Annotated in this window: 22 protein-coding genes; 12 read left to right on the top strand and 10 right to left on the bottom strand. The window is 70.8% G+C overall.

Annotation, left to right across the window (positions count from 1 at the left end; all coding sequences use genetic code 11):
* Positions 1-7 precede the first annotated feature (7 nt).
* Positions 8-334: a type II toxin-antitoxin system HicB family antitoxin gene (locus J2W45_RS14425; RefSeq protein ID WP_310133137.1), complete on the bottom strand. Its 327-nt coding sequence runs from the start codon at positions 332-334 to the stop codon at positions 8-10.
* A gap of 458 nt (positions 335-792) precedes the next feature.
* Here J2W45_RS14425 and glgX point away from each other — a divergent pair, with 458 nt between their 5' ends.
* The 3 genes from glgX to J2W45_RS14410 are packed head-to-tail and all read left to right on the top strand — an operon-like array spanning position 793 to position 5473.
* Complete coding sequence (glgX, locus tag J2W45_RS14420; RefSeq protein WP_310133135.1) at positions 793-2826, top strand: glycogen debranching protein GlgX; 2034 nt, start codon at positions 793-795, stop codon at positions 2824-2826.
* Positions 2826-3683 (top strand): serine/threonine-protein kinase, encoded by an 858-nt coding sequence (locus tag J2W45_RS14415; protein WP_310133133.1) that lies wholly within the window; start codon positions 2826-2828, stop codon positions 3681-3683. The genes glgX and J2W45_RS14415 overlap by 1 nt, the downstream gene beginning before the upstream one ends.
* Complete coding sequence (locus J2W45_RS14410) at positions 3680-5473, top strand: glycoside hydrolase family 15 protein (RefSeq protein WP_310133130.1); 1794 nt, start codon at positions 3680-3682, stop codon at positions 5471-5473. Before J2W45_RS14415 ends, J2W45_RS14410 begins: the two co-directional genes overlap by 4 nt.
* 27 nt (positions 5474-5500) lie before the next feature.
* Here the strand turns inward: J2W45_RS14410 and J2W45_RS14405 are convergent, their stop codons facing one another.
* Together J2W45_RS14405 and J2W45_RS14400 are read right to left on the bottom strand one after the other, a co-directional pair.
* Positions 5501-7861: an excinuclease ABC subunit UvrA gene (locus tag J2W45_RS14405; protein ID WP_310133128.1), complete on the bottom strand. Its 2361-nt coding sequence runs from the start codon at positions 7859-7861 to the stop codon at positions 5501-5503.
* Positions 7862-7896: 35 nt separating this feature from the next.
* Positions 7897-8466: a dihydrofolate reductase family protein gene (locus tag J2W45_RS14400; RefSeq protein WP_310133125.1), complete on the bottom strand. Its 570-nt coding sequence runs from the start codon at positions 8464-8466 to the stop codon at positions 7897-7899.
* Positions 8467-8514: 48 nt separating this feature from the next.
* Here J2W45_RS14400 and J2W45_RS14395 point away from each other — a divergent pair, with 48 nt between their 5' ends.
* Positions 8515-9525 carry a PHP domain-containing protein gene (locus tag J2W45_RS14395; protein WP_310133122.1) on the top strand — a complete coding sequence of 337 codons (1011 nt, stop codon included), beginning with the start codon at positions 8515-8517 and terminating at the stop codon, positions 9523-9525.
* A gap of 110 nt (positions 9526-9635) precedes the next feature.
* Here J2W45_RS14395 and J2W45_RS14390 read toward each other — a convergent pair whose 3' ends face one another.
* The 3 genes from J2W45_RS14390 to J2W45_RS14380 all read right to left on the bottom strand — a co-directional run bounded on the left by J2W45_RS14390 (position 9636) and on the right by J2W45_RS14380 (position 12709).
* On the bottom strand, positions 9636-10409 hold the full coding sequence (locus J2W45_RS14390; protein WP_310133119.1) for a hypothetical protein: 774 nt from the start codon (positions 10407-10409) through the stop codon (positions 9636-9638).
* Positions 10410-10490: 81 nt separating this feature from the next.
* The gene (locus J2W45_RS14385) at positions 10491-10985 is read right to left on the bottom strand and encodes a MarR family winged helix-turn-helix transcriptional regulator (RefSeq protein WP_310133116.1); all 495 of its coding nucleotides are present in this window, start codon (positions 10983-10985) and stop codon (positions 10491-10493) included.
* A 23-nt stretch (positions 10986-11008) separates the two neighbouring features.
* Positions 11009-12709 (bottom strand): MDR family MFS transporter, encoded by a 1701-nt coding sequence (locus J2W45_RS14380; RefSeq protein ID WP_396427121.1) that lies wholly within the window; start codon positions 12707-12709, stop codon positions 11009-11011.
* A gap of 221 nt (positions 12710-12930) precedes the next feature.
* On the opposite strand from J2W45_RS14380, the gene J2W45_RS14375 reads away from it, so the two are divergent.
* From J2W45_RS14375 to J2W45_RS14360, 4 genes are all read left to right on the top strand, one after another.
* Positions 12931-13629 carry a phosphatase PAP2 family protein gene (locus J2W45_RS14375; protein ID WP_310133113.1) on the top strand — a complete coding sequence of 233 codons (699 nt, stop codon included), beginning with the start codon at positions 12931-12933 and terminating at the stop codon, positions 13627-13629.
* An 85-nt stretch (positions 13630-13714) separates the two neighbouring features.
* Positions 13715-14416: a M23 family metallopeptidase gene (locus tag J2W45_RS14370; RefSeq protein ID WP_310133112.1), complete on the top strand. Its 702-nt coding sequence runs from the start codon at positions 13715-13717 to the stop codon at positions 14414-14416.
* A gap of 184 nt (positions 14417-14600) precedes the next feature.
* Positions 14601-16565, top strand: a complete 1965-nt coding sequence (locus J2W45_RS14365) for a sigma-70 family RNA polymerase sigma factor (RefSeq protein ID WP_310133110.1) — start codon at positions 14601-14603, stop codon at positions 16563-16565.
* Positions 16566-16812: 247 nt separating this feature from the next.
* Positions 16813-17091, top strand: a complete 279-nt coding sequence (locus J2W45_RS14360) for a hypothetical protein (RefSeq protein WP_310133107.1) — start codon at positions 16813-16815, stop codon at positions 17089-17091.
* A gap of 3 nt (positions 17092-17094) precedes the next feature.
* Here J2W45_RS14360 and J2W45_RS14355 read toward each other — a convergent pair whose 3' ends face one another.
* Positions 17095-18219 carry a S1C family serine protease gene (locus tag J2W45_RS14355; protein WP_310133105.1) on the bottom strand — a complete coding sequence of 375 codons (1125 nt, stop codon included), beginning with the start codon at positions 18217-18219 and terminating at the stop codon, positions 17095-17097.
* 175 nt (positions 18220-18394) lie between these two features.
* Between J2W45_RS14355 and J2W45_RS14350 the strand changes: the two genes are divergently transcribed.
* From J2W45_RS14350 to J2W45_RS14340, 3 genes are all read left to right on the top strand, one after another.
* Entirely contained in the window at positions 18395-18565 is a 171-nt protein-coding gene (locus tag J2W45_RS14350; RefSeq protein WP_310133102.1) for a hypothetical protein, read from the top strand.
* 104 nt (positions 18566-18669) lie between these two features.
* Positions 18670-18894: a hypothetical protein gene (locus tag J2W45_RS14345; RefSeq protein WP_310133100.1), complete on the top strand. Its 225-nt coding sequence runs from the start codon at positions 18670-18672 to the stop codon at positions 18892-18894.
* Positions 18895-18915: 21 nt separating this feature from the next.
* Positions 18916-21204 carry a helix-turn-helix transcriptional regulator gene (locus J2W45_RS14340; RefSeq protein ID WP_310133099.1) on the top strand — a complete coding sequence of 763 codons (2289 nt, stop codon included), beginning with the start codon at positions 18916-18918 and terminating at the stop codon, positions 21202-21204.
* A gap of 51 nt (positions 21205-21255) precedes the next feature.
* Here J2W45_RS14340 and J2W45_RS14335 read toward each other — a convergent pair whose 3' ends face one another.
* Complete coding sequence (locus J2W45_RS14335; RefSeq protein ID WP_310133097.1) at positions 21256-21831, bottom strand: RNA polymerase sigma factor; 576 nt, start codon at positions 21829-21831, stop codon at positions 21256-21258.
* A 101-nt stretch (positions 21832-21932) separates the two neighbouring features.
* Positions 21933-23105, bottom strand: a complete 1173-nt coding sequence (wecB, locus tag J2W45_RS14330; RefSeq protein WP_310133095.1) for a non-hydrolyzing UDP-N-acetylglucosamine 2-epimerase — start codon at positions 23103-23105, stop codon at positions 21933-21935.
* A gap of 116 nt (positions 23106-23221) precedes the next feature.
* Between wecB and J2W45_RS14325 the strand changes: the two genes are divergently transcribed.
* Positions 23222-23506: a GNAT family N-acetyltransferase gene (locus J2W45_RS14325; protein ID WP_310133091.1), complete on the top strand. Its 285-nt coding sequence runs from the start codon at positions 23222-23224 to the stop codon at positions 23504-23506.
* On the opposite strand, the gene J2W45_RS14320 is transcribed toward J2W45_RS14325, so the two are convergent.
* Positions 23466-23837 carry a hypothetical protein gene (locus tag J2W45_RS14320; RefSeq protein WP_310133088.1) on the bottom strand — a complete coding sequence of 124 codons (372 nt, stop codon included), beginning with the start codon at positions 23835-23837 and terminating at the stop codon, positions 23466-23468. The two genes, J2W45_RS14325 and J2W45_RS14320, sit on opposite strands and share 41 nt — an antisense overlap.
* Between the last annotated feature and the right edge of the window lie 5 nt (positions 23838-23842).

The following is a 23842-nucleotide window of genomic DNA, read 5'->3' as shown; positions in this document are numbered from 1 at the left end:
ACGTCGCCTACGAAGCAAGGCGACTGCTGACGAGCCGGTTGAGGCTCACGTGCTCCTCGGCCGCCTGGATGGCGAGTTGCCGGTGCAGCTCGGGCGGGATGCGCACCTTGAACTCGCCGCTGTAGCGTCGCTCGGCGAACGGCTCGGGGATCGGTTCGCCGGAGTCCTGCAGATCCTCGATCACGTCTTCGACGAGCGCCACGATGCCCCGCAGAGCTTCGTCCTGCGTCGGCGCCAGCCACGACAGTGAGGGCATCTCGGCCACCTGACCCACGAACTCTCCATCGTCGGCCGACCAGAGAACCCGGTAGGTGTAATGCGTGAAGTCGGTCACCGCTGCTCACTCTCCCATCGCTCGATCGCCAGAAGAACCTGGATCACCTGATATCTCTTGGCTCGCCCTCGATCATTCTGGATGTTGACGCGAGGGTCGCCGCTCCACGGTGTTCTGAACACCATGTGACTCGAACCCGACTGGCGCGGCTCTCCGAAATAAGCGACGCAGACCTTCACCAGATCATCGAACCTGACGTCCGTCGGGTTTCGCCTCATCCGCAGGAGGACCTTCGCGAGGTGGGGCACACTCAATGGTGCCACTAATGACACCACCCGTCAACCGCCGCCCCGCCGCTTATAGACCCGGCCGCCCGCTGTCAATGCCTGGCTGGACCCGCCGGTCCGCAGGTATCGTGGCGGTCTACCGCCGATCGGAGGCACCGTGCCCCACCCCTGCCCCCTGCTCCGCTGCTCCGCCCGCAGCAGCGCCGCGCCGCTGACCCGCGGAGCGGCCGAGTGACCGCCTCGACCCCGTACCCGCTCGGCATCACACTGGGTGAGGGCGGCGCGAACGTCGCCGTGTACAGCGAGCACGCCGACAAGGTCATCGTGTCGCTCTTCGACGGGCGCGGCCGGGAGACGCAGACCGTCCTCCCCGAGCGCACCGGGCACGTCTTCCACGGCTTCGTCCCGGGACTCGTTCCGGGCGCCCGCTATGCGTACCGCGTCGACGGACCCTGGGACCCGGCCAACGGCCTCCGCTTCTCCCCCGCGAAGGTGCTCCTCCCGCCCCAGGCCCGCGCGGTCACCGGCTCGTGGGACAACACGCAGGCTGTCTTCGGCCACCAGCTGGGCCGGCCCAAGCGCCGCAGCGACACGAACGGCGCCCGCCACGTCGCCCTCGGCGTCGTCATCGACCGGCAGGAGTTCGACTGGGGCGACCACGAGCGTCCGCACACCCCCCTCAGCGAGACCATCATCTACGAGATGCACGTGAAGGGCTTCACGAAGCTGATGGAGTGGGTGCCGGAGGAGTTCCGCGGCACTTACGCCGGCCTCGCGCATCCCGCCGCCGTCGAGTACCTCAAGAACCTCGGCGTCACCGCGGTCGAGCTGCTTCCCATCCACCAGTTCGTCCAGGATGCGCATCTGCAGGAGAAGGGCCTCCGCAACTACTGGGGCTACAACTCCATCGGCTTCTTCGCCCCGCACAACGAGTACGCCGCGACCGGCGACACCGGCCACCAGGTGGACGAGTTCAAGGGCATGGTCAAGGCGCTGCACGCCGCCGGCATCGAGGTCATCCTCGACGTGGTCTACAACCACACCGCCGAAGGCAACGACCTCGGGCCGACCTACAGCTTCAAGGGCATCGACAACCCGTCCTACTACCGCCTGGTCGACGGGGACGCCGCGCACTATTTCGACACCACCGGCACCGGCAACAGCTTCAACGTCAGCCACCCGGCCGCGCTTCAGGTGATCATGGATTCGCTCCGCTACTGGGTCGAGGACATGCACATCGACGGCTTCCGGTTCGACCTGGCCACCACGCTGACCCGGCAGGGCGGCGACGCGAGCCTCCACAGCGCGTTCCTCACGCTCATCCAGCAGGACCCGACGCTCGCCCAGGTGAAGCTCATCGCCGAGCCGTGGGACGTCGCCGGCTACCAGCTGGGCGGCTTCCCGGCCGACTGGTCGGAGTGGAACGGGAAGTTCCGGGATGACGTGCGCGACTTCTGGCGGGGCACTCCCGGCGTGCTCTCCACCCTGTCGCAGCGCGTGCTCGGCAGCCCGGACATCTACGAGGACTCCCGCCGCGCCCCGCTGTCCAGCGTCAACTTCGTCACCGCGCACGACGGCTTCACCCTCGCCGACCTCACCAGTTACAACGAGAAGCACAACGAGGCCAACGGCGAGGACAACCGCGACGGCGAATCGGACAACCGCTCGAGCAACTACGGCGTCGAGGGCCCGACCGATGACCCCGGCATCAACGCCTTCCGCATCCGTCAGCGCAAGAACTTCCTCGCGACCCTCCTGCTCTCGGCGGGCGTCCCGATGATCCTCGGCGGCGACGAGATCGGCCGAACCCAGCAGGGAAACAACAACGCCTACTGCCAGGACAACGAGATCTCGTGGTTCGACTGGGAGCACGCCGACTGGGAGCTGCACGAGTTCACCTCGAAGCTCATCCACCTGCGCCGTGACGAGCCCGCGCTGCGTCCGGTCTGGTACCGGCACGCCCCCGACGTGGGCGGCCCGGACGTCGTGTGCATCCTGCGCGCCGACGGCGAGCCGTTCTCCGACGAGGACTGGGCCGACCCGGAGGCCCGCTCGATCGCGTTCGAGCTCCGCCACGAAGGCTCCGACTCGTTCCTGCTCATGCTCAACGGCGCGGGAAACGGCGTCGAGTTCGTCCTCCCCGAGGCGACCGGTGCGCACTGGGAGCTGGAACTGTCGAGCGACCCGGAGCTCCAGCTCCACGACGGCGACAGCGTCATCCTCGGCGAGTCGTCCTTCGCCCTCCTGAGGTCGCGGAACAGCTGATGCCCGAGTCCACCATCCCCGCACTGCTGGGCCGCTATCGGCCGCAGCACGTGATCGGCCGCGGCGGCGAGGCGAGCATCTTCCGTGCCGTCGACGAGCTGCTCGGCCGCGAGGTCGCCATCAAGCTCTACCGCTCCGGCGGCGAGGAGGAGATGGCGCAGTACCGAACCGAGCAGGCGGCGCTCGCGCGGCTGAGCCACCACGGCATCGTGTCCCTCATCGACGCCGGCATCGACTACTCCGCGCCGAAGGACCCGCGGCCGTTCCTCATCATGGAGCTGGTCTCCGGCACCGACCTCGCCGAGGCACTGGCCCAGCGGGAGCTGACGCTGGAGGAGATCGCCGAGGTCGCGTACGACATCTCCGAGGCGCTGGAGTACGTGCACGCGCACGGCGTGGTGCACCGCGACATCAAGCCGTCGAACATCATGCTCGTCTCCTACGGCACCACGACGTTCCGCGCCCGCGCCCGGCTCACCGATTTCGGCATCGCCAGCGGCATCCGCGGGGTCCCGTCGCAGCCGGACGAGGGCAAGACGACCGGCACCGCCGCCTACCTCAGCCCCGAGCAGGCGATGCGCCGGCCCGCCACCCCCGCGAGCGACATCTACTCGCTCGGCCTGGTGCTGCTCGAGTGCTTCACCCGCTCGGTCACCTACCCCGGCGCTGCGGTGGAGTCGGCGCTCGCCCGGCTGGAGCACGAGCCGCCGGTCCCCGACGATCTGCCCGACGACTGGACGCGCATCCTGCTCGCCATGACCTCGAGCGACCCGGCCGCCCGCCCGACCGCTGAGCAGCTGACGCCCATGTTCCGCGAAGCGGTCATCTCCGCCGCCGGACTGCAGCAGAAGGTGTGACCACGCAGCCCCAGGATGCGACAGCCGGGCATGCGGCGGGCGCGGCGATCGAGGATCACGCCGCCATCGGCGACGGCCGGACGGTCGCGCTGATCGACCGCTCCGGCACGGTGGACTGGCTGCCCCTCCCGAGCCTCGACTCCCCGCCGGTGTTCGCCGCCCTCCTCGATCCCGAGCGGGGCGGCCGGCTCGTCCTGCGGCCGGTGAGCGAGTTCACGTCGCGCCGACGATACCTGCCGGGCACGAACGTGCTCGAGACCACGTTCACCACCGCCTCCGGCACGGTTCGCGTCACCGACGCCCTCATCACCGGCGTCGCCGGACGGCTCCCGTGGGTCGAGTTCGCCCGACGCGTCGACGGGGTGGACGGCATCGTCGTCATGGACTGGGCGGTCGAGCCGGGGACGGTGCTCGGCGGCGCGAGCCCCTGGGCCGAGCACATCGACGGCAGCCGCATCCTGCGCGTCGGCACGGTGAACATCGGCGTCACCGGCCTGACGGACGGCGAGGACGACCCCGAGGCGCCGCGGTTCGGGGGCCGCATCCGGGTCGGCGAGGGAACGCGCCGCACGCTGACGATGGTCGCGACCGACGACGAGCCGCTGCACCTGCCGGTGCCCGGCAACGTCGACATCGGCATCGACCGCACGACCTCCAACTGGGAGCTGTGGTCGAACACCTTCTCGTACTCCGGCCCGTGGGCGGACGCGGTGCAGCGCAGCGCGCTCGCGCTGAAGCTGCTGCTCTACGCGCCCACCGGCGCGATCGCCGCCGCGGCCACCACCTCCCTGCCGGAGACGCCGCGCGGCGGCAAGAACTGGGACTACCGGTTCGCCTGGGTCCGCGACACCGCCTACGCGCTCCGCGCGCTCGAGCGCTTCGGCCTGCGCGAGGAGACCCACGCCGCGATCTCCTGGCTGCTCCGCGCGGTGAAGGGCGACCCAGCCGAACTGCGCGTGCTCTACGGCCTGCGCGAGGAGTCGTCCGCCGACCCGGTCGAGCACGACGTGCCCGGGTGGCGCGGCATCGGGCCGGTCGTCACCGGCAACCGCGCCGCCGAGCAGCTGCAGCTGGGCGTCTACGGCGACCTGCTCAGCGTCGCACTCGCCTACGCCGCGGCGGGCAACGTCCTCGACGTGCCCACCCGACGGCTCGTGTCCGACGTCGCCGACCGCGTCTGCGACGTGTGGCGCGAGCCGGACTCCGGGATGTGGGAGCTCACCGAGCTGCGCCACCACACCTCGTCGAAGATGGGATGCTGGCAGGCGCTCCAGGCGGCCCTGCAGCTGGCCGAGCTCGGCCAGGCCGCGGGCAACCCGGCGCGCTGGCGACGGGAGGCCGACCTCATCCACGATTGGGTCGACGAGCACTGCTGGTCCGACCGCCTCGGCGCCTACACGATGGTCGCCGGCGAGGACGAGCTGGATGCGTCGGTGCTGCTGCACGCGCCGAGCGGCTTCGACCGCGGCGAGCGGATGCGCTCCACGATCGCCGCGCTGCGGCGCGAGCTCGGCAGCGGGCCGCTGCTTTTCCGCTTCACCGGCGCCCGCGCCGAGGGGGAGGCGCCGTTCGTGGCGTGCTCGTTCTGGCTCGCCGCGGCGCTCGCGTGCGTCGGCGACGTCGCGGACGCCACGTCCGTCATGGACGACCTGGTCGGACGGGCGAACGACGTCGGCCTGTACGCCGAGATGATCGACGAGGACGGCACCTTCTGGGGCAACTTCCCGCAGGCGCTGTCGCACCTCGGCCTGATCGACGCCGCGCTGACGATCGCCGACCTCCGCCGGTAGCCGAGCCGCGTTAGGCCGGTCGCGCTGCTAACGCACCGCGTCGCTGGCGGCCCCCACGTACTCCGCCAGGTGCCGCCCGGTGAGCGTCGACCGGTCGGCGATGAGCTCGGCGGGCGTCCCCTCGAACACGATCCGCCCTCCGTCGTGGCCTGCGCCGGGACCGAGGTCGATGATCCAGTCCGCGTGCGCCATCACCGCCTGGTGGTGCTCGATGACGATGACCGACTTTCCCGCATCCACCAGCCGGTCGAGCAGCCCGAGCAGCTGCTCGACGTCGGCCATGTGCAGGCCGGTCGTCGGCTCGTCGAGGACGTAGACGCCGCCCTTCTCCGCCATGTGTGTGGCGAGCTTCAGCCGCTGCCGCTCCCCACCCGACAGCGTCGTGAGCGGCTGGCCGATCGTCAGGTAGCCCAGCCCGACATCCGCGAGGCGTTTCAGGATGGCGTGCGCAGCGGGCAGCTTCGCGTCGCCCTCCGCGAAGAACGCCTCGGCCTCGCTGACCGGCATCGCGAGCACCTGGCTGATGTCGCGGCCGCCGAGCGTGTACTCCAGCACCGAGTCGTCGAAGCGGCGCCCCTCGCACACTTCGCAGACCGTGGAGACGCCGGCCATCACGCCGAGGTCGGTGTAGATCACCCCGGCGCCGTTGCAGTTCGGGCAGGCGCCCTCGGAGTTGGCGCTGAACAGCGCGGGCTTCACGCCGTTCGCCTTCGCGAACGCCTTGCGGATCGGCTCCAGCATGCCGGTGTAGGTCGCCGGGTTGCTCCGCCGCGAGCCGCGGATCGCGCCCTGGTCGACCGAGACGACGCCGTCGCGCGGCGCGACCGACCCGTGGATCAGCGAGCTCTTGCCCGACCCGGCCACACCGGTCACGACCACCAGCACACCCAGCGGGATGTCGACATCCACCCCCTGCAGGTTGTGCTCGGAGGCGCCGCGGACCTCGAGGGCGCCCTTCGGCGTGCGCACCGACTCCTTGATGCGCGCCCGGTCGTCCAGGTGCCGTCCGGTCAGCGTGCCGCTGCCGCGCAGCCCCTCGACGGTGCCCTGGAAGACGACCTCGCCTCCCTGCGCCCCCGCCCGGGGACCGAGGTCGACCACGTGGTCCGCGATCTGGATCGCCTCCGGCTTGTGCTCGACCACCAGCACCGTGTTGCCCTTGTCGCGCAGCTGGAGCAGCAGCTCGTTCATCCGCTGGATGTCGTGCGGGTGCAGGCCGACGGTCGGCTCGTCGAAGACGTACGTGATGTCGGTGAGAGACGACCCGAGGTGACGGATCATCTTCGTGCGCTGCGCCTCGCCACCGGAGAGCGTGCCCGACGGCCGGTCGAGCGACAGGTAGCCGAGCCCGATCTCCACGAAGGAGTCGAGCAGGTGCTGGAGGTTCCGGAGCAGGGGCGCCACGGACGGCTCGTCGAGCGACCGCACCCAGGCCGAAAGGTCGGTGATCTGCATCGCGCAGGCGTCGGCGATGCTGACCCCGGCGATCTTCGACGACCGCGCGCTCTCACTGAGCCGCGTCCCGCCGCACTCCGGGCACGCGGTGAAGGTGACCGCCCGCTCCACGAAGGCGCGGATGTGCGGCTGCATGGCGTCCACATCCTTCGACAGCATCGACTTCTGCAGCTTCGGGACAAGTCCCTCGAAGGTCAGGTTGATGCCGTTGATCTTGACCTTGGTGGGCTCGTGGTACAGGAAGTCGTTCCGCTCGCTCTCGGTGAAGTCGCGGATCGGCTTCGCCGGGTCGAAGAACCCGGACTCGCTGAAGATGCGCACGCCCCAGCCGTCGGCCGTGTAGCCCGGGACGGTGATCGCGCCCTCGGAGAGCGACTTGCTGTCGTCGAACAGCTGCGTGAGGTCGATGTCGCTGACCGAGCCCATGCCCTCGCATCGCGGGCACATCCCGCCGAGCTGACTGAACTCGCGCTTCTCCGTCTTGCCGCCCACGGTCAGCGCGCCGCTGCCGGTCACTGAGGGGATGTTGAACGAGAAGGCCTGCGGCGACCCGATATGCGGCTGCCCGAGCCGGCTGAACAGGATGCGGAGCATCGCGTTGGCGTCCGTCACCGTCCCGACCGTGGAGCGTGCGTTCGCGCCCATCCGCTCCTGGTCGACGATGATCGCCGTGGTCAGCCCCTCGAGCACGTCGACGTCGGGACGCGACAGCGTCGGCATGAAGCCCTGGACGAAGGCGCTGTAGGTCTCGTTGATCATCCGCTGCGACTCGGCCGCGATGGTGCTGAAGACCAGCGAGCTCTTGCCCGAACCGGAGACCCCGGTGAAGACGGTGAGCCGGCGCTTGGGCAGCTCCACATCCACGTTCTTCAGGTTGTTCTCCCGTGCCCCCTGCACGCGGATGACGTCATGGCTGTCGGCCGTCGCGGTCATGTCGAGTCCCTCCATCGAGCCTGACCCACGGTATATCAGGAGCCGTCGTCTGCGGCCACGATGCGGTAACGGAGCCGGGCGAACTGCCCGACGGCCTCCGCCGACTCCAGCCGCAGCCGGTCGGACTCCACGCGGCGTGGGAAGAGCGGCGCGCCGCCGGTGAGCGCGACCGGCGCGATCGACACGGCCAGCTCGTCCAGCGCTCCGGCGTCGAAGAACTGACCCGCCAGGTCACCCCCGCCGACGACCCAGATGCCCCCGTCGCCGCCCGCTTCGCGGATCACGGGCAGCGCATCGGACACGGACCCCGAGACGAAGCGGATGTCCGCGCCCTCGGGCACCGGGAGATCGCGGTGCGTGAAGACGAACGTGGGCCGGGTGCCGTGGAACTCCTGCCACTTCTCCGGATGCTCCAGCACCCCGGTCTCACGCAGCACCCACTCGTACGTGGTGCGCCCCTCCACCATCACCGTCGCGTCGCTCGGGACCAGCCCTTCCGCGGGCTCCTCCCCGCCGGGCACCGCGAACAGCCAGGCCAGCGAGTCGTTCTCGTCCGCGATCCACCCGTTGAGGGTCGCGGCCGTGTCGAAGACGATTCTCCCCATGCCGCCGACGGTACCGGGGACCACCGACACGGTGGGAGCATGGGGCCCATGGATGCCGTCGACGCCCTGAACGAGATCGCCTTCTGGCTGGAGCGCGAGCTCGCCCCGAGCTTCAAGGTCCAGGCCTTCCGCCGCGCGGCCGCGACCATCGACGGCGTCGGCAACGAGGAGCTGGCCGCGCGCGTGGCGGACGGGCGTCTCAAGCGCACGAAGGGCATCGGCGACCGCACGTTCCAGGTCATCGCGCAGGCGGTCGAGGGCGACGTGCCCGGCTACCTGGCGGACCTGCGCGAGCGGAATGCGGCTCCGCTCGACAGCGGCGGCCTGGAGCTGCTCGCCCAGCTGCGCGGCGACCTGCACAGCCACACCGAGTGGTCGGACGGCACCGTCCCGATCGCCGTCATGGCCGCGGCCGCCGCGACCCTCGGCCGCGAGTACCAGGCGATCACCGACCACTCCCCCACCCTGACGGTCGCGAGCGGCCTCTCCGCCGAGCGGCTGGAGGAGCAGCTCGGCGTGATCGCCGACCTCGACACCGGGTCCGTCACCCTGCTCACGGGCATCGAGGTCGACATCCTCGAGGACGGCACGCTCGACCAGACGCCCGCGCTGCTGGACCGGCTGGATGTGGTGGTCGGCAGCGTCCACTCGAAGCTCCGCTCCGACAAGCGGACGATGACGAAGCGGATGCTCGGCGGCATCCGCGACCCGCACACGAACGTGCTGGGCCACTGCACCGGCCGGCTCGTGCAGGGGTCGCGCGGCACGCGTCCGCCGTCGGAGTTCGACGCCGATGCGGTCTTCGCGGCGTGCGCCGAGAACCAGGTGGCCGTCGAGATCAACTCACGGCCGGAGCGTCAGGATCCGCCGGACGAGCTCATCCAGCGCGCCCTCGACGCCGGCTGCCTGTTCTCGATCGACACCGACGCGCACGCGCCGGGCCAGCTCGACTTCCTCGCCTACGGCGCCGCCCGCGCGGTCGGCAACGGCGTCCCCGCCGACCGCATCATCACCACCTGGCCGCTCCCTCGCCTCCGCGCCCACCTCGCGAAGCAGTAGCCCCCGGATCGTCGAGGTGCACCTTGTTGCGCCCGACACGCCGCACGACTGCGCAACGACGCGCACCTCGGCGACGGGGACGACGCAGAGGGGATGCGGCGACCGCGGGGTCAGAGACCCCAGGCGGAGGACGGAGCCTGCACGATTTCGACCGGGCGCGTGCTCCAGTGGGTGCCGTTGCCGTAGTGGCTGGTCGCCCACGGCGACGCCCAGATCGCGGCCGCGGTGGTGTCCGCCGACGTCCCGGCCTCGAGCCCGGCGACGATCTCCGGGTAGCCGCGCTGCAGGTTCTTCGCGCAGTACTCGGCCGCGGTGATGAGGTCCGGGTAGCTTCCCAGACCCGCGCCTCCGCCCGAGCCGTAGCCGTTGTTGAGCGGGTTGTTGCGGTTCCACCAGTCAGGCGGACCGTTCTCCTGCCGCATCCAGCGCAGCATCACGGTGACGTTCGCGTCGGTCTGCGGCCAGCCGCCGAACATGAGCACGAGCTTCGCCCAGGCTTCGTTGGTGCCGACCCGCGCCAGGGTCTGGAGCCCGTCCGTCGCGCTCAGGTTCTCGCGGTTCACGACGGGAGCGGCGATGGTCGCATCCACCAGCAGGTGCTGCGGCGGCGCGGCGACCGGCGCCTCCCCGGGCGCGGCCGGGGCCAGCGTCGTGTCGGGAGCGATCCGCAGGGTGGAGGCCAGCGCGTCGTCGGTGGGCACGATCGAGAATCCGCAGACGAGGCCGATGACGGCCAGCGTCACGCCCACCCGGTGGCGCAGCGGCAGCACGGGCCGGCGCTTCCCCTTCGGCAGCCGGATGCGCACCCGCTGCGACGGCACGGCCGCGCGGCGGCCCGCCGAACGGCGGCCGCGGGGGCGGAGGGGGGCGGATGCGGACTGCATACCGGATGAAGGGTACCAGCGTCCCCTCGGAACGCCAGCGGGAATCTCAGCCGGAGCACCAGCCGGAACGCGGCGCGAGCCCTACCGCGTGACCTCGTTGAGCCGGCCCAGCAGCTCGGCCAGGCGGCGCACATCCTCTTCGCCCCACTGGCGCAGCCCCCGGTACAGCGTGGCCTGGTCGGCCGCGCGCACCTCGTTGACCTTCTCGATCGCCTCCGGGGTGGCCGCGATGAAGCTGGCGCGCCGGTCGGCGGGGTCGGTCCGGCGCTCGACGAACCCCATGTCTTCGAGGAGTCTCAGCTGCCGGCTGACGACGCTCTTGTCCGTGTACAGCATGCTGGCCAGCGCACCGGCGTGGGTGGGGCCGCTGCGCACGATGGTGGTGAGCAGCTTGTAGCCGCCCGGCTGCAGGTCGGGGTGGATGCGCTCCGCGCGGTCGCGCATCGCCGTGCCCACCTGGTTGAACAGCCGGGTGAACTGCTCCTCGACCTCCGAGATCGCCGCGTCGGTCGCCTGCTCCGCCGCGGCGGGGAGGGTGGCGGCGGAGCCCGCCGCCACCCGCTCCGTGTTGTCCATGGCCGCGATCATAACGCGCTGCTCTAGCGGCCGTTCCCAGCGGTGGGCCCGGCCGGAGCCGTGCCCGGCGCCTCGCGGCGGACCGCGGTGACCGACCCGGTCGCCGGCGCTCCGATCAGCGCCTCGGCCACTTCGAGCGCGTTCACCTCGGCCGCCTCGATCGGCGTCTCGCCGCCCTCGCCGTTCTCCTCGCGCATCCGCTCGATGGCGGTCTTGCTGCCGAGGCGGATGTTCGGCAGGAACAGGATCGCGATGACGCTGATCACCGCGAGCGGAACCGCCACCAGGAAGATGTCCGCGACGGACTGGCCGTACACCGACTCCACGATCGTGCGGATTGGCAGCGGCAGGGTGTTGACCTCCGGCAGCGTGCCGCTCTGCAGCGACTTCGCCGCCTCGACGCCCTTCGCGCCGAGCTTGGCGACGGCGGCCATCAGGTCGTCCTTGCGCTCGGTCATCAGGTTCGTCACCGTGGTGCCGAGGATGGAGCCCATGACCGAGACGCCGATCGTGCCGCCGAGGCTGCGGAAGAAGGCGACGTTCGAGCTCGCCGCTCCGAGCTGGTCGGCCCGCACGGTGTTCTGCACGATGAGCACCAGGTTCTGCATGACCATGCCGACACCCGCGCCGAGCACGAGCATGTAGACGGAGACCAGCCAGTAATTCGTGTCGTACTCGATCGTGCTCATCAGGTAGAGCCCGACGGTCAGCAGCACGGATCCGGCGATCATGAAGCCCTTCCAGCGACCGAACCGGCTGATCAGGTTACCCACGATCATCGAGGAGAGCAGCAGGCCGAGGATCATCGGCAGCGTCAGCAGACCCGACTCGGTCGGCGTCGCGCCGCGCGCCAGCTGCATGTACTGGCCGAGGAACACCGAGGTCCCGAACATGGCGACGCCCACCGAGATGGACGCGATGACCGCCAGCGTGAAGGTGCGGTTCTTGAACATCCCCAGTGGGATGATCGGCTCCTTCACGACGAGCTCCGTGACGATCGTGGCGATGATCAGCGCGATCGCGCCCCCGACCATCCACATGGTCTCGGCACTCCACCAGTCGAAGTTCTTGCCGGCGAGCGACACCCAGATCAGCAGCAGCGAGACGCCGCCCGCGAGGAAGATCGCGCCGAGGTAGTCGATGCGCACCTTCCGGGCCGGTCGCTTGGGCAGGCGCAGCGTGAGCTGCAGCAGGATGATCGCCACGACCGCGACCGGCACACCGACGAAGAAGTTCCAGCGCCAGCCGACCGAGTCGGTGAGCAGGCCGCCGATCAGCGGGCCGCCGACCGTGCCGACCGCCATGATGCCGCCGAAGAGGCCCATGTACCGTCCGCGCTCCCGCGGGCTGATGATGTCGGCCATGATGATCTGGCTGAGCGCGGTCAGACCGCCGGCGCCGAGTCCCTGCACGACGCGGAACCCGATGAGCATGTTGGTGTCCTGCGAGAAGCCGGCCATCGCCGAGCCCGCGACGAAGATCACGAGAGCGAGCTGGATGAGCAGCTTGCGGTTGAGCAGGTCGGCGAGCTTGCCCCAGATCGGCGTGGACACCGTGGTCGCGAGCAGCGTGCTCGTCACGACCCAGGTGTAGGCGGTCTGGTCGCCGTGCAGTTCGGAGATGATCCGCGGCATCGAGGTCGAGACGACCGTGCCCGCGAGGATCGAGACGAACATCCCGAGCAGGAGTCCGGAGAGGGATTCGAGCACCTGCCGGTGCGACATCGCGGCCGGTGCCCCATCCCTGGTGAGCGTGGTTGACATGTGGATCCTTCGCACAATTGGTTGACTGCGATCAACCATAGATAATTAGGTGACCGAAGTCAACTAACATCGTGCAGCACTGCATTATTTCCGACGGTGCAAAGTTTCTCGGCTGAGGGACCTCGAAGGGTCCGCGGGCGCTTCCCCAGGCTCCGGCGGACGGCTGTCCCTACCCTCGGAGGATGGCCTCCCGTCGCGCACGCCCCTGGTCGCTGCTCACCCCCGTCCACTGGATCCTGTGGAGCGTCGTGCTCTTCGCCGTCACGATCGCCCTCGGGCTGGCCGCCAAGGCCGTCCCGGCGCTGCGTATCGACGGGCTCGACGCGGCGGTCAACCGCGTCTACTCGCCGCTGCTCGACGATGCGGCGCTGGTGCTCGACCGGCTCGACAGTCCCCCGGTCGTGGCCGCCATCCTGGTCGTCGTCTTCGTCGCCTTGCTGTTCGCGGTGGGATGGCGGCGAGCGCTCGGCGCGTGCGTCACCACCGGCGCGGGCTGGCTGACGACGCTGGTCATCAAGACGGTCGTCGCCCAGCCCCGGCCGACGACGGGCGGGCTGACCCACATCCTGCACATCTCCCCCGCCACGCTCAGCTACCCGAGCGGCCACGTGGTCTTCGCCGCCGCGCTCGTGACTGCGCTGGCCATGGTGGCAGGTCGCGCGCTCGTCCGCGCTCTCGTGATCGTCGTCGGCGTGCTCTTCGTCCTGGCGGTCGGCTGGTCGCGGCTGTACGTCGGCGTGCACTACGGGACCGACGTCGTCGGCGGGATCCTGAACGGCGTCGCGGGCGCGGTGCTCGTCGCCGGTCTCTGGAACCTCGCCACTCGCGGCCGCGCCTCGCGACGCGAGGATGCGCGAGCGGAGTACGCACTCGCGGACTAGGTAGTGGTTCGGTAGTCCGACGGTCCCGCGGGGGCCGTTGCGCAGGGGATCGTCGGAGAACCGATCCCCGAACCGAAGGACCGCGATGCTCCGCAGACTCTCCACCACCGCTCTCACCGCCCTCCTCCTCGTGGGGGCGACGAACGCCGCGGGCGCGAACGCGGCGCCCGCTCGCGCGGCTGCGCAGTCGGAGGGGCTCAGCCTGACGCCGCAGGCACTGCGCATCGTGCCGGACACCCGGTCCGAGCTGCGCGACCTCCCGCCCGCACCGCGCGTCGACCCGGCCGCGCCGGAGGCCGCCGTCGTCGCACCCCCGGTCGAGGAGCCTCCCGCCGCTCCCGCGCCCGTGGCACCGCTCGCCGCCTGGCCGGTGGACCCCGGCCTGCCGATCACCGACGGGTTCGGCCCGCGCGAGGCGCCCACGGCCGGCGCATCGACGAACCACCGCGGCATCGACGTCGGCGCGCCCGCCGGGACCCCGGTCGTCGCGGCGGCGGCCGGCACCGTCACCCAGGTGGTGGCCGTGGACTCCGGCGGCTGCGGCATCGAGATCGTGATCCAGCACGACGCGCCGGTCGGCTTCGTGAGCACCCGCTACTGCCACCTGCTCGACGGCTCGCCCCTGGTCGAGGTCGGGAGCGTCGTGGGCGTCGGACAGCAGATCGCCGCCGTCGGGAGCACGGGCGTCTCCACCGGGGCGCACCTCCACTTCGAAGTGCTGCTGCCGGGCGGCGAGGCGATCGACCCGCTGCCCTGGCTGGGGCAGCACACCGTCCCCGCCGTCTGACGCTCGGCAGCCGCAGGCGGCCGCCGGGTATGACGCTCGCGTCAGCTCCTGGCGGCCGCGCGGGTCTCTGCCGAGGGGGACCCCGTAATCCCGTCGAACTTTTTTCGCAGGGCCGCGTCACGATCGCGTCCCCCCTCCGTCTAGGTAGGTAAACCCCTGCCCTGCCCGTAAGGACCCGACCCTTATGACCCAAGAACTCGACGACCTCTCCGACGCCGATCTGCTCGCCCGCGCCCGGGAGAAGGACGCGGCGGCCTACGGCGTCCTCTGGAAGCGGCACTGGAACGCCGCGCGCGCCATGGCCACCTCCATCACCAACCGCTTCGAGCCCGACGACCTCGCCTCCGAGGCGTTCGCACGCATCCTGAAAGCCGTCGAGAAGGGCAATGGACCGCGGAGCGGCTTCCGTTCCTACCTCGGAACGACCGTGCGCAACGTCGCCATCGACTGGTCGCGTCGCAAGTCGTCGCCCAATCTCGAAGACCCCGATGCACTGGAGGACTGGTCCTACAGCGAGCTCACCGCGCTCGACAAGATCGAGCGCGAGACGATCGCCAAGGCGTTCTACGCACTGCCCGACAGTTGGCAGGAGGTGCTCTGGTACACGCAGGTCGAGGAGATGTCCCCCCGCGATGTCGCTCCCCTGCTCGGCCTCTCGCCGAATGCCGTGTCCGCCCTCGCCGTTCGCGCCAGGGAGGGCCTCCGCCAGACCTGGATCAACGCCCACCTGGCGGAAGCAGGGCCGGGTGACCCCGCACACGCGTGGACCATCAAGCGGCTGGGCAGTCACGTGCGCGGACGGCTCTCGAAGACCGACCAACGCCGGCTTCTGCGTCATCTGCAGGAGTGCTCGTCGTGCTCGGACGCGGCCGGCGAGGCGGATCGGGTCGGATCGCGGCTGGCGCTCGCCGTCCTGCCGCTCGTCCTGGGCGTCGGTGGGGCCGCCGCGTACACCGAATGGGTGCACGGCTCGAGCGCCGCCGTCGCCGCCACACTGCCGAGCGCGCTTCCGTCCCTCCCGGGCGGAGGCGTGAAGGGTCTGCTGACCGCCGCGAGCCAGCACCCCGGCCTCACGACCGTCGCCGCGACCGCGGCGAGCTCATCCCCCACCCTGGCCTCCGTCGCCACGAGCGTCATGGTGGCGGCGGTGCTCACGGCGGGAACCGTGCTCGGCAGCCAGCCGGCGGAACCCGCGCTCGGCGAGAGCCCGTCGGCGCTGACGGACACGCAGACGCCGTCGGCGCAGGCCGATCCGGTGGATGCCGTGGAGCCGGCCGAACCGGCGCCGGAGGACCCCGGCGCGGTGTCCGAAGAGGAGCAGGACGACACTGCGGAGATCCCCGCCGACGAAGAGTCGACACCTCCCGACGCCGATGAGGTCGAGGCTGACAACACCGAGGTCGACAACACCGAGGTCGACAACACCGAGGTCGACAACACCGAGGTCGACAACACCGAGGAGACCGGCGGCACCGAGACGTCGCCGATCGATCCCGGCGCGCCGACCAGCTCGCCCGGGCGCGAGGCGGCGATCCGGTCCGTCCCCGCCGACGACACGCTGCTCGCCTACCGGCTCGACGACGGTGCGGCGCCGACGGCCGTCGACTTCGTCCACGAGCGCGAAGCCCGCTACGACCGGCCCGATGCCGCCGGCACGTGGTCGCTCTGCGAGCAGACGCGCCGTGACCCCGCAGACGTGTTCAGCATCCAGATCTGGTTCAAGACCGCTGTCGGCGGCGGGCGCCTCATCGGATACAGCGACTCCGAGCGTGGACCGTCCGCGCACTACGACCGCCATCTCTTCCTGGCCGACGACGGCCGCGTCGTCTTCGGTGTGTTCCCGGGGGCCGTCCACACGGTCGCCTCCGCACGGAGCTACGCCGACGACCGGTGGCACCAGGCGACCGCGACGCTCTCCCCCGCCGGGATGGCGCTCTACGTCGACGGCGAACCGGTCGCGAGCGACCCCTCCGTCACGCACGCGGAGGACTTCGCGGGCTTCTGGCGTGTCGGCTACGACACCCTCGGCAACTGGGGACCGGACACCCCGAGCCGGTACCAGTTCTCCGGAGAGCTCGCGTACGCCGCGGTCTACTCCGTCGCGCTGACGCCCGCGCAGATCCAGGCGCAGTGGGAGCTGAGCGATTGACGGCGAGCCCGTCATGATCCGGCGGAACCTGCGTCTTCTTCGGTTGAGAGCATGAATCGGGCTTCGCGCTCTCACCGGGTTGCGGTGCGCATGCACCGTCTCCTCGTGGAGTGGCCCGGCCTGTGGTCGGGTACAGCAGGCACTGGGCCACTCCACGTCCCGATACGGCACAGTGCCCGACAAGCACAGTGCCCCCGATAAGCACAGTGCGCCCAACGCGGCGCCGTGACTCGAAAGGATGAGGATCGTGGCACCCACGTTCAATCCGCGCGAGCGTGCAGCGCGGCTGATCAGCGTCATCACCGACGGCTGGCGAGGGGAGGTCGTCACACCGCTCATCCCGCGCGACCCGGCAGAACCCCTGCGGTCGGCTCTGCTGAACGAGCGGTCGGAGCGCCTGAACGAACTGCGAACGCTCGACTTCCGCGTCTACGACACCGTGCGGATCGAGGAGCCGGGCCCGTCGGACAGCTACCGGATCATCGACCGCTTCAAGAGCAGCTTCGACCCGCAGCTGGCGCTCTGACGGCTACGAACCGCTTCCGAGGGTGACCTCGGTCGTCGTGCTCTTCCCGTCACGCTCGTGGGTCACCTTCACCTGATCGCCCGGCTGATGCGTCAGCTGGATCGCCGTCAGGTCGTCGATGCTGCCGACCGGCTTCCCGTCGACCCGGGTGATGATGTCGCCCGGCTGGATCCCCGCCTGATCGGCCGGGCCTCCGGGCGTCACGGACTGCACGTACAGCCCCGTCTGTTCGCTGCCCTGCTGTCCCGCCTGGATCGGAGCGACGCCGATGCCGAAGGTCGGGTACACGACCTTCCCGGTCTCGATGATCTGCTGCGCGATCGGGATGGCCACCGCCTCCGGGATCGCGAACCCGATCCCGACGCTCCCGCCGCCCGCGACACCGTTGGCGCCGGGCACTGTCGCAATGGCGGAGTTGACGCCGACGAGCCTGCCCTCGCAGTCCACCAGCGCACCGCCGGAGTTGCCGGGGTTGATGGACGCGTCCGTCTGGATCGCATCCGCCAGCACGGCGTTCCGGTCGGTGTCGCTCTGCACCGGCACGGTCCGGCCGAGCGCGCTCACCACGCCGGTCGTCACGGTGCTGGACAGCCCGAGCGGCGCGCCCAGCGCGACCACCGGCTGGCCCACCTGCAAGGTGGTCGAGTCGCCCTGCTGGATGACGGGCAAGCCCGACGCATCCACCTTCACGACTGCGACGTCGGCACGCGGCGAGCGCCCCACGAGCTTCGCCGGGTGGGTGGAGCCGTCGCTGTAGAGCACGGTGATCTCCGCGCCCTCGGCCGCCGGTGCGATCACGTGGTTGTTCGTCAGGATGTAGCCGTCCGACGTGATCACCTCGCCGCTCCCGGTGCCGCCGGAACCGTCCGCTGCAGAGACTCCGATCGTCACGATCGTCGGCAGGACGTCGCGGGCGACCTGCTCCGCGTCGCACACCGACTGCGTGGACACCGTCGGCGCGCGCGACGCCGTCAGCGCACTCCCCAGAGTTCCGGCACCCCGGATGGCGAGGCCGCCGAGCGTTCCGGCGCCGAGCAGGATGACGGCGCCCAGGACCGCCAGGAGGACGATCGCCCACACCGGGAAGTGGCCCGGCCGCTGCTCTTTTCCGTTGTCGGCTGAGGTCATGGGTTCCCCCGTCTCTGCTCCCACATCGGTATGGTGGACGCCCGGCATCGGCAGGGATAGACAGTTCCGGCCGCGAACGGTGGGTCCGAGGGCGTCGCAGTGGTTCATCCACGTAGCCAAGGCACCCTGTTCAGGAGAAGCTGGCCTCGTGCCCGGGGCGGCGGGCAGGACGGGGGTGAGTGTGGACGACGGCGACGACATCCCGGCACGCCGGCTCGGCGCCTGGCGCCGAGCCTTCGACGACCCGGAGGTGGAACGGGTCGTGATCGTGGGTCAGACGGTCCGAGTCTGCCTGCGTTCGGGCGTCGAACTGGAGTGGTGTCTCGACGAGCCGGAGACGTTATGAAATTCGCGCGAAATGGGTAGTGCGCATCCCCCCGTTCGCGGTGCACCATGTTGTCACCGACACCGGCGGCCCCGACAGCCGCCGCTGCGGAAGGAGGCACGCAGATGCTTGACGACAAGGACTACATCCACCCGCCCCACCCGCCGCGGCTCCGCGAGCACGTCGGTCTCATCCGGTGGCGCCGCAACGCTCAGGGCGACTGGGTGACCGAGACCATCACCGGGCAGTACGCCGGCGGCGACTCGCACCGCTGGGTCGTGCGGCTCTACTCCGGCATCGAACTCGAGTACGACCTGGAGACGTGGGCCCCCTACCAACCGCACCTGTAGCGAGCGGCCTTGGGGGGTCACGTGGTCGCATCCAGCGCAACGCACCATCTTCCGGCGCGCTTCGAGCCAATCACCGGGCGGCGCGACGAGACCTCGCTCGTGCGCCGGCTGCTCCAGGGCTCCACGCGGCTCGTCACCGTGACCGGCGCGCCCGGCGTGGGAAAGAGCACCGTGGCGGTCGCTGCCGCGGCCAGCATGGAGCGGTCGGTCGCCGGGCTCTGGTACGTCGACCTCCGCGACCGGTCGGGCGAGGTCGCGACAGCGATCGCGCACGAGCTCAAGGCGGACCCCGGGGCGGATCCGGTCGGCTCGTTGATCGCCGCCATCGGCGACGACGACCTGCTCCTGGTGCTGGACAACGCGGATGCCACCGTCGCCGAGACCTCTGCTCTGATGGAGTCGCTGCTGAGGTCGTGTCCGGCCCTCCGGGTCATCGTCAGCAGCCGCGAGCCGCTCTCCACCCGGGGGCAGTCGCTGGTGGCGCTCAGCCCGTTCCCCTGGGAACGGCTCGCCGCATCCAGCGACGCCGTCCGGCTGTTCACCGAGTGCGCGATGCGCGAGGACGCCCTGTTCTCCGTGGACCCGGACACTCTCCCGTTCGTGCTGCGCATCTGCGAGGCGACCCGCGGGGTGCCTCTCGCCATCGAGCTGGCGGCCGCGCAACTGCAGTTCATGGATGTCCGGACGCTCGCCGACCGCATGGACGACCAGCTCGAGACCCTGGAGCCCGCGGACCCCGCCGCACGCTCGCTGCGGGCGGCCGTCGTGGACAGCTGGGACCGCTGTCCCCCCGAGGAGCAGCGCGTGTGGGCGGACCTGTCGGTGCTCGCCCCCGGCTGGGACCTCGACCTCGGCGAAGCGATGGCTGCGCTCAGCGCCGGCGCCGGGAGAGCCACCCGGGTGGTGAAGCAATTGCTGCGTCGGTCGATCATCCACCGGCGCCGCAACGACGACGGGGTGCGCTACGAGCTCCTTCCGGCCATCCAGGAGTTCGGGCGTGCGCACTGCGCGGATGTCGAGGCGGCGCAGGTGCAGTTCGTCGCGTCCATGATCGAGCGGCTGCAGAGCGCGGAGGACCACTGGTTCTCCGACCACCAGGGCGAGATCCTCCGACGTCTGCGGGGCGACGTCCCCAACATCCGGCAGGCCGTGGCTACCGCCGCCGCGCTCGGCCGGACCGACGACGCCATCACGATCGCGTGCACGGCATGGCGGCAGGCGTGGTTGATCCACGGCAGTGTGGATGAGCTGGGTACCTGGTTAGGCGTCGCCCTCGGCTCCGGCGCGGCGACCCCCACGTGGGGATCGCTCGGTCACTCCTTGCGATCGTGGGTGTTCGCCATGACGGAGAAGCCCGGGCTCGCCCGCGGCGAGCTGGACGCGGCGCGGGTCGCATACGAGACGGTGGTCGCGTCGGGAGACCCGCGTGATGCGCGTGCCTGCCGGGTCGCCCTGCTTGCCGCGGCCGAGCCGGCGGAGCCGGACGACGCGGAGGCCGTGCTGCTCCTCGAGGAGGCGATGCGCGAGCAGGGCGAAGAGGCGTACCGCTTCGGTCGTCACAACGTTCCCCAACGGCTAGCGGCGCGCTTGCTGGCGCAGGGGCGCTGGGAGGAGGGACGACGACTCGGCGACGAGCTCCTCGAGCGGGGTGCCGCCGTCGGCGATCGGTTCGAGCGCTCGTTCGTGCTGACCACCCGCGCCACCGCTGCGTCGGCCGCGGGCGACTACACAATGTCGGAGACGGACGCCCGCGAAGCGCTTCAGCTCAAGCGAGGTCTGGGGAACGGGCTCGGCGTCGCCCAGGCGCTCGAGCTGCTCGCCGACGTCGCGAGGGAGAAGGCCGACCCGGTGCGCGGCGCGACGTTGCTGGGATGCGCGGCGGCACGCTGGCGGGAGGCCGGGGCTGTGCGCGCCAACTACGGGCCCTACTTCTACGATCGGGCCACCACGGAGCGCGACCTCCGGCTGCGTCTCGGCGATCCGGCCTTCGAGCGCGCGTTCGCTTACGGGATGGAGCTGAGCGAGGACGAGTCCGTGGACTTCGGCCTGCGGAATGTCGTCGAGGCGCGGCTCCGCACGAGCACCCCGCAGGCAGCGGCCGGAGCGCCCGGCCTGACACCACGCGAGGCACAGGTGGCCTCGCTGGTCGCCGAGGGCGACACCAACAAGACGATCGCGCGCAAGCTCTTCGTGTCGATCCGCACCGTGGAGTCCCACGTCCAGAACGCGCTGGTCAAGCTCGGGCTCCGCTCCCGCACGGAATTGGCCGTCTGGTACAGCGATCACGCGGAGTACCGGCGAGCGGGATGACCGCTCGCCCGGAGGACGCGGCCGGGGCGCGCATCCTCCGGGGCGGACATCTCAGGCGGCGACCGCGTAGTCGTCGCGGGTGGCGGCGAGGGACTCGCGCAGGCCCCGGCGGGCGCGGGCGGCGAGGGCGGTGGCCGCGCCGACGGTCATCCCCATCGTCTCGGCCACGGTGGCCATCGGCAGCCCCTGCAGGCAGGACAGGTGCAGCACCTGCTGCCACCGCTCCGGCAGCTGACGGAACGGCTGCTCGAGGTCGCCGAGGTCGGTGACCTCGAACTCATAGCTGCCCAGGGCGGTGTCGGGCGTGAAGGGCACCATGGTGGCGCGGGAGTCGCGCCCGCCCCAGGTGGCGGCGACGTTACGGATCGCCGTGCGCAGGTAGTGGGCGAACCCCTCCCGCGGACCGTTTCCGTTACGAAGGGACGTGAGCACCTTCGCGAACGCCTCCTGCACGATGTCCTCGGCGTCGTACCGCGCCGTGGTCGAGCGGGCCACGTGGTGAGCCCAGCCCTGGTAGCGGTTCCAGATCTCCCCGAAGTGCGCGTGCTCACCCTCGCGCACCAGGCTCAGCAGCTCCAGGTCGGTCGGACGGCGCGTGGTCGCGGTCGCGGCGGTGGTCGCGGTCATCGTGGCTCCTCGGTCGGGGTCCGGACCGGGAGGCTTCCCGATCCATGACCCCAGACTCGATTCCGCGCCCCACCGGCCAGAACGGCGGAACTACCGACCCGCTACCGAGATACGGAGAGGCTGTCCGCGTCCGCCGCCTCGAAGTCCGGGAGGCGCTCGGCGCCGCCGAGGAGCGCGCCGAGAGCCGCCACCGTGCGCGCGGCCGCGTGACCGTCGCCGAAGGGGCTGGCCGCGTGCGCCATGGCGGCGTGGCGCACGGGATCGGTCAGGAGCACGGCCGCCTCGTCGACGATCGTCTCGACGTGCGTGCCGACCAGCCGCGACGTGCCGGCCAGCACCGCCTCGGGCCGCTCGGTGGTCTCACGGAGCACGAGCACCGGCGAGCCCAGCGCGGGTGCCTCCTCCTGCACGCCGCCGGAGTCGGTGAGGATGAGGGTCGCGCGGTCCATCAGGTGGACCATCTCGGGGAAGGCGACGGGGGCGGTGACGAGGATGTTCGGCGCCGTGCCGAGGGCCGCCAACAGGTGCTCGCGTACAGCGGGGTTCGGGTGCGCCGGGAGCACGAAGACGTGGTCGGGGAAACGGGCCGCGAGCACGCGCACCGCGGTCCCGATGCGCCGCATCGGCTCCCCGTGGTTCTCGCGACGGTGCGCGGTGACGAGCACCAGCGGTGCGTCACCCGCCAGGGCGCGGGTCAGCGCCGGGTCGCCGAACGCGGGAGCACGATCGAGCATGAGGTGCAGGGCGTCGATCACCGTGTTTCCGGTGACGGCGATGCGCGCCTCCGGAACGCCGGACGCCAGGAGGTTGCGCTTGGCGTGCGCCGTCGGGGCGAGGTTGAGGCTGGCGATCTGCCCGATGATGCGACGGTTCGCCTCCTCGGGGAACGGGTCGAAGAGGTCGCCGCTGCGCAGCCCGGCCTCGATGTGCACGACTGGGATCTTGCGCTCGAAGGCGGCGAGCGCCGCGGCCATCGCCGACGTGGTGTCTCCCTGAACGAGCACTGCATCCGGTACGTGCCGGTCGAGCAGCGGCTGCAGGCCGGTCATGGTGCGGACCGTGATGTCGTGGAGGGTCTGCCGCGGCGTCATGATGCCGAGGTCCGCATCCGCCGACACCCCGAACGTCGTGTTCACCTGGTCGAGGATGTCGCGGTGCTGCCCGGTGAGCACGACCGTCGGGCGGAAGAGCGGCGACTGCTGCAGCGCACGGACGACGGGCGCCATCTTGATGGCTTCGGGACGGGTGCCGTAGACGGGCATGACGGTGTGCACGGGTGGAGTCCTCTCGTCGGGGCGACGGCGACGATGCGCCTGTGCCTTAAGAGACGAGCGATGACGGCCGACCCTGACGCGCGATCGGGAGGTGCGCGCCGCGATAGCGTTGCGGCATGAGCCTGACCGTCGAGAATCAGCCCGATCAGTCCCGCTACGCGCTGCTGCAGGACGGCGAGGTGATCGGCGTCGCCGAGTACGAACTCCGCGACGACGCGATCGTCTTCACGCACACCGAGGTGGATGAGGCCAAGCGCGAGAAGGGGATGGCATCGACCCTCGTGCGCACGGCGCTCGACGATGTCCGCGACAACTCGGACCGCCGGGTGATCGCCACCTGCCCCTACGTGCGGCGCTGGCTCAGCGAGAACCCCGACTACGCGGCGCTGCAGCAGCGGTAGCGCGGCCGTCCTCGCTGGGGGCGCGGCCCTCGGCCCGCTGTCCGTTGCCCGCGGTTCCGAGGTCGAGCGTGATCTTGCCGCCCTCCCAGCCGGTGTCGCCGCGATCGCCCGGGAGCGGCGCCGGTGCCGGCAGGAGCGACTGCCGGTCGAGCTCCTGCTGGGCCTCGTGGCGGGCAGGGGCGAAGATCTCGTCGAACGAGCCGCCGATGGCGCCGCTCATGGTGCCCGAGCCGCGCTGGGCCTTGTTGGAGAGGTCGATCCAGCCGAGTTTCACGGCAACGACGATCGCGGCGATGAACGCCACGACGATCCCCACGACCCACCAGTTCACGCATC

The organism is Leifsonia shinshuensis (assembly GCF_031456835.1).
Taxonomy (GTDB): domain Bacteria; phylum Actinomycetota; class Actinomycetes; order Actinomycetales; family Microbacteriaceae; genus Leifsonia; species Leifsonia shinshuensis_C.
Note: the sequence above shows the minus strand (reverse complement) of the source record. Positions and strands in the feature narration are given on the sequence as shown.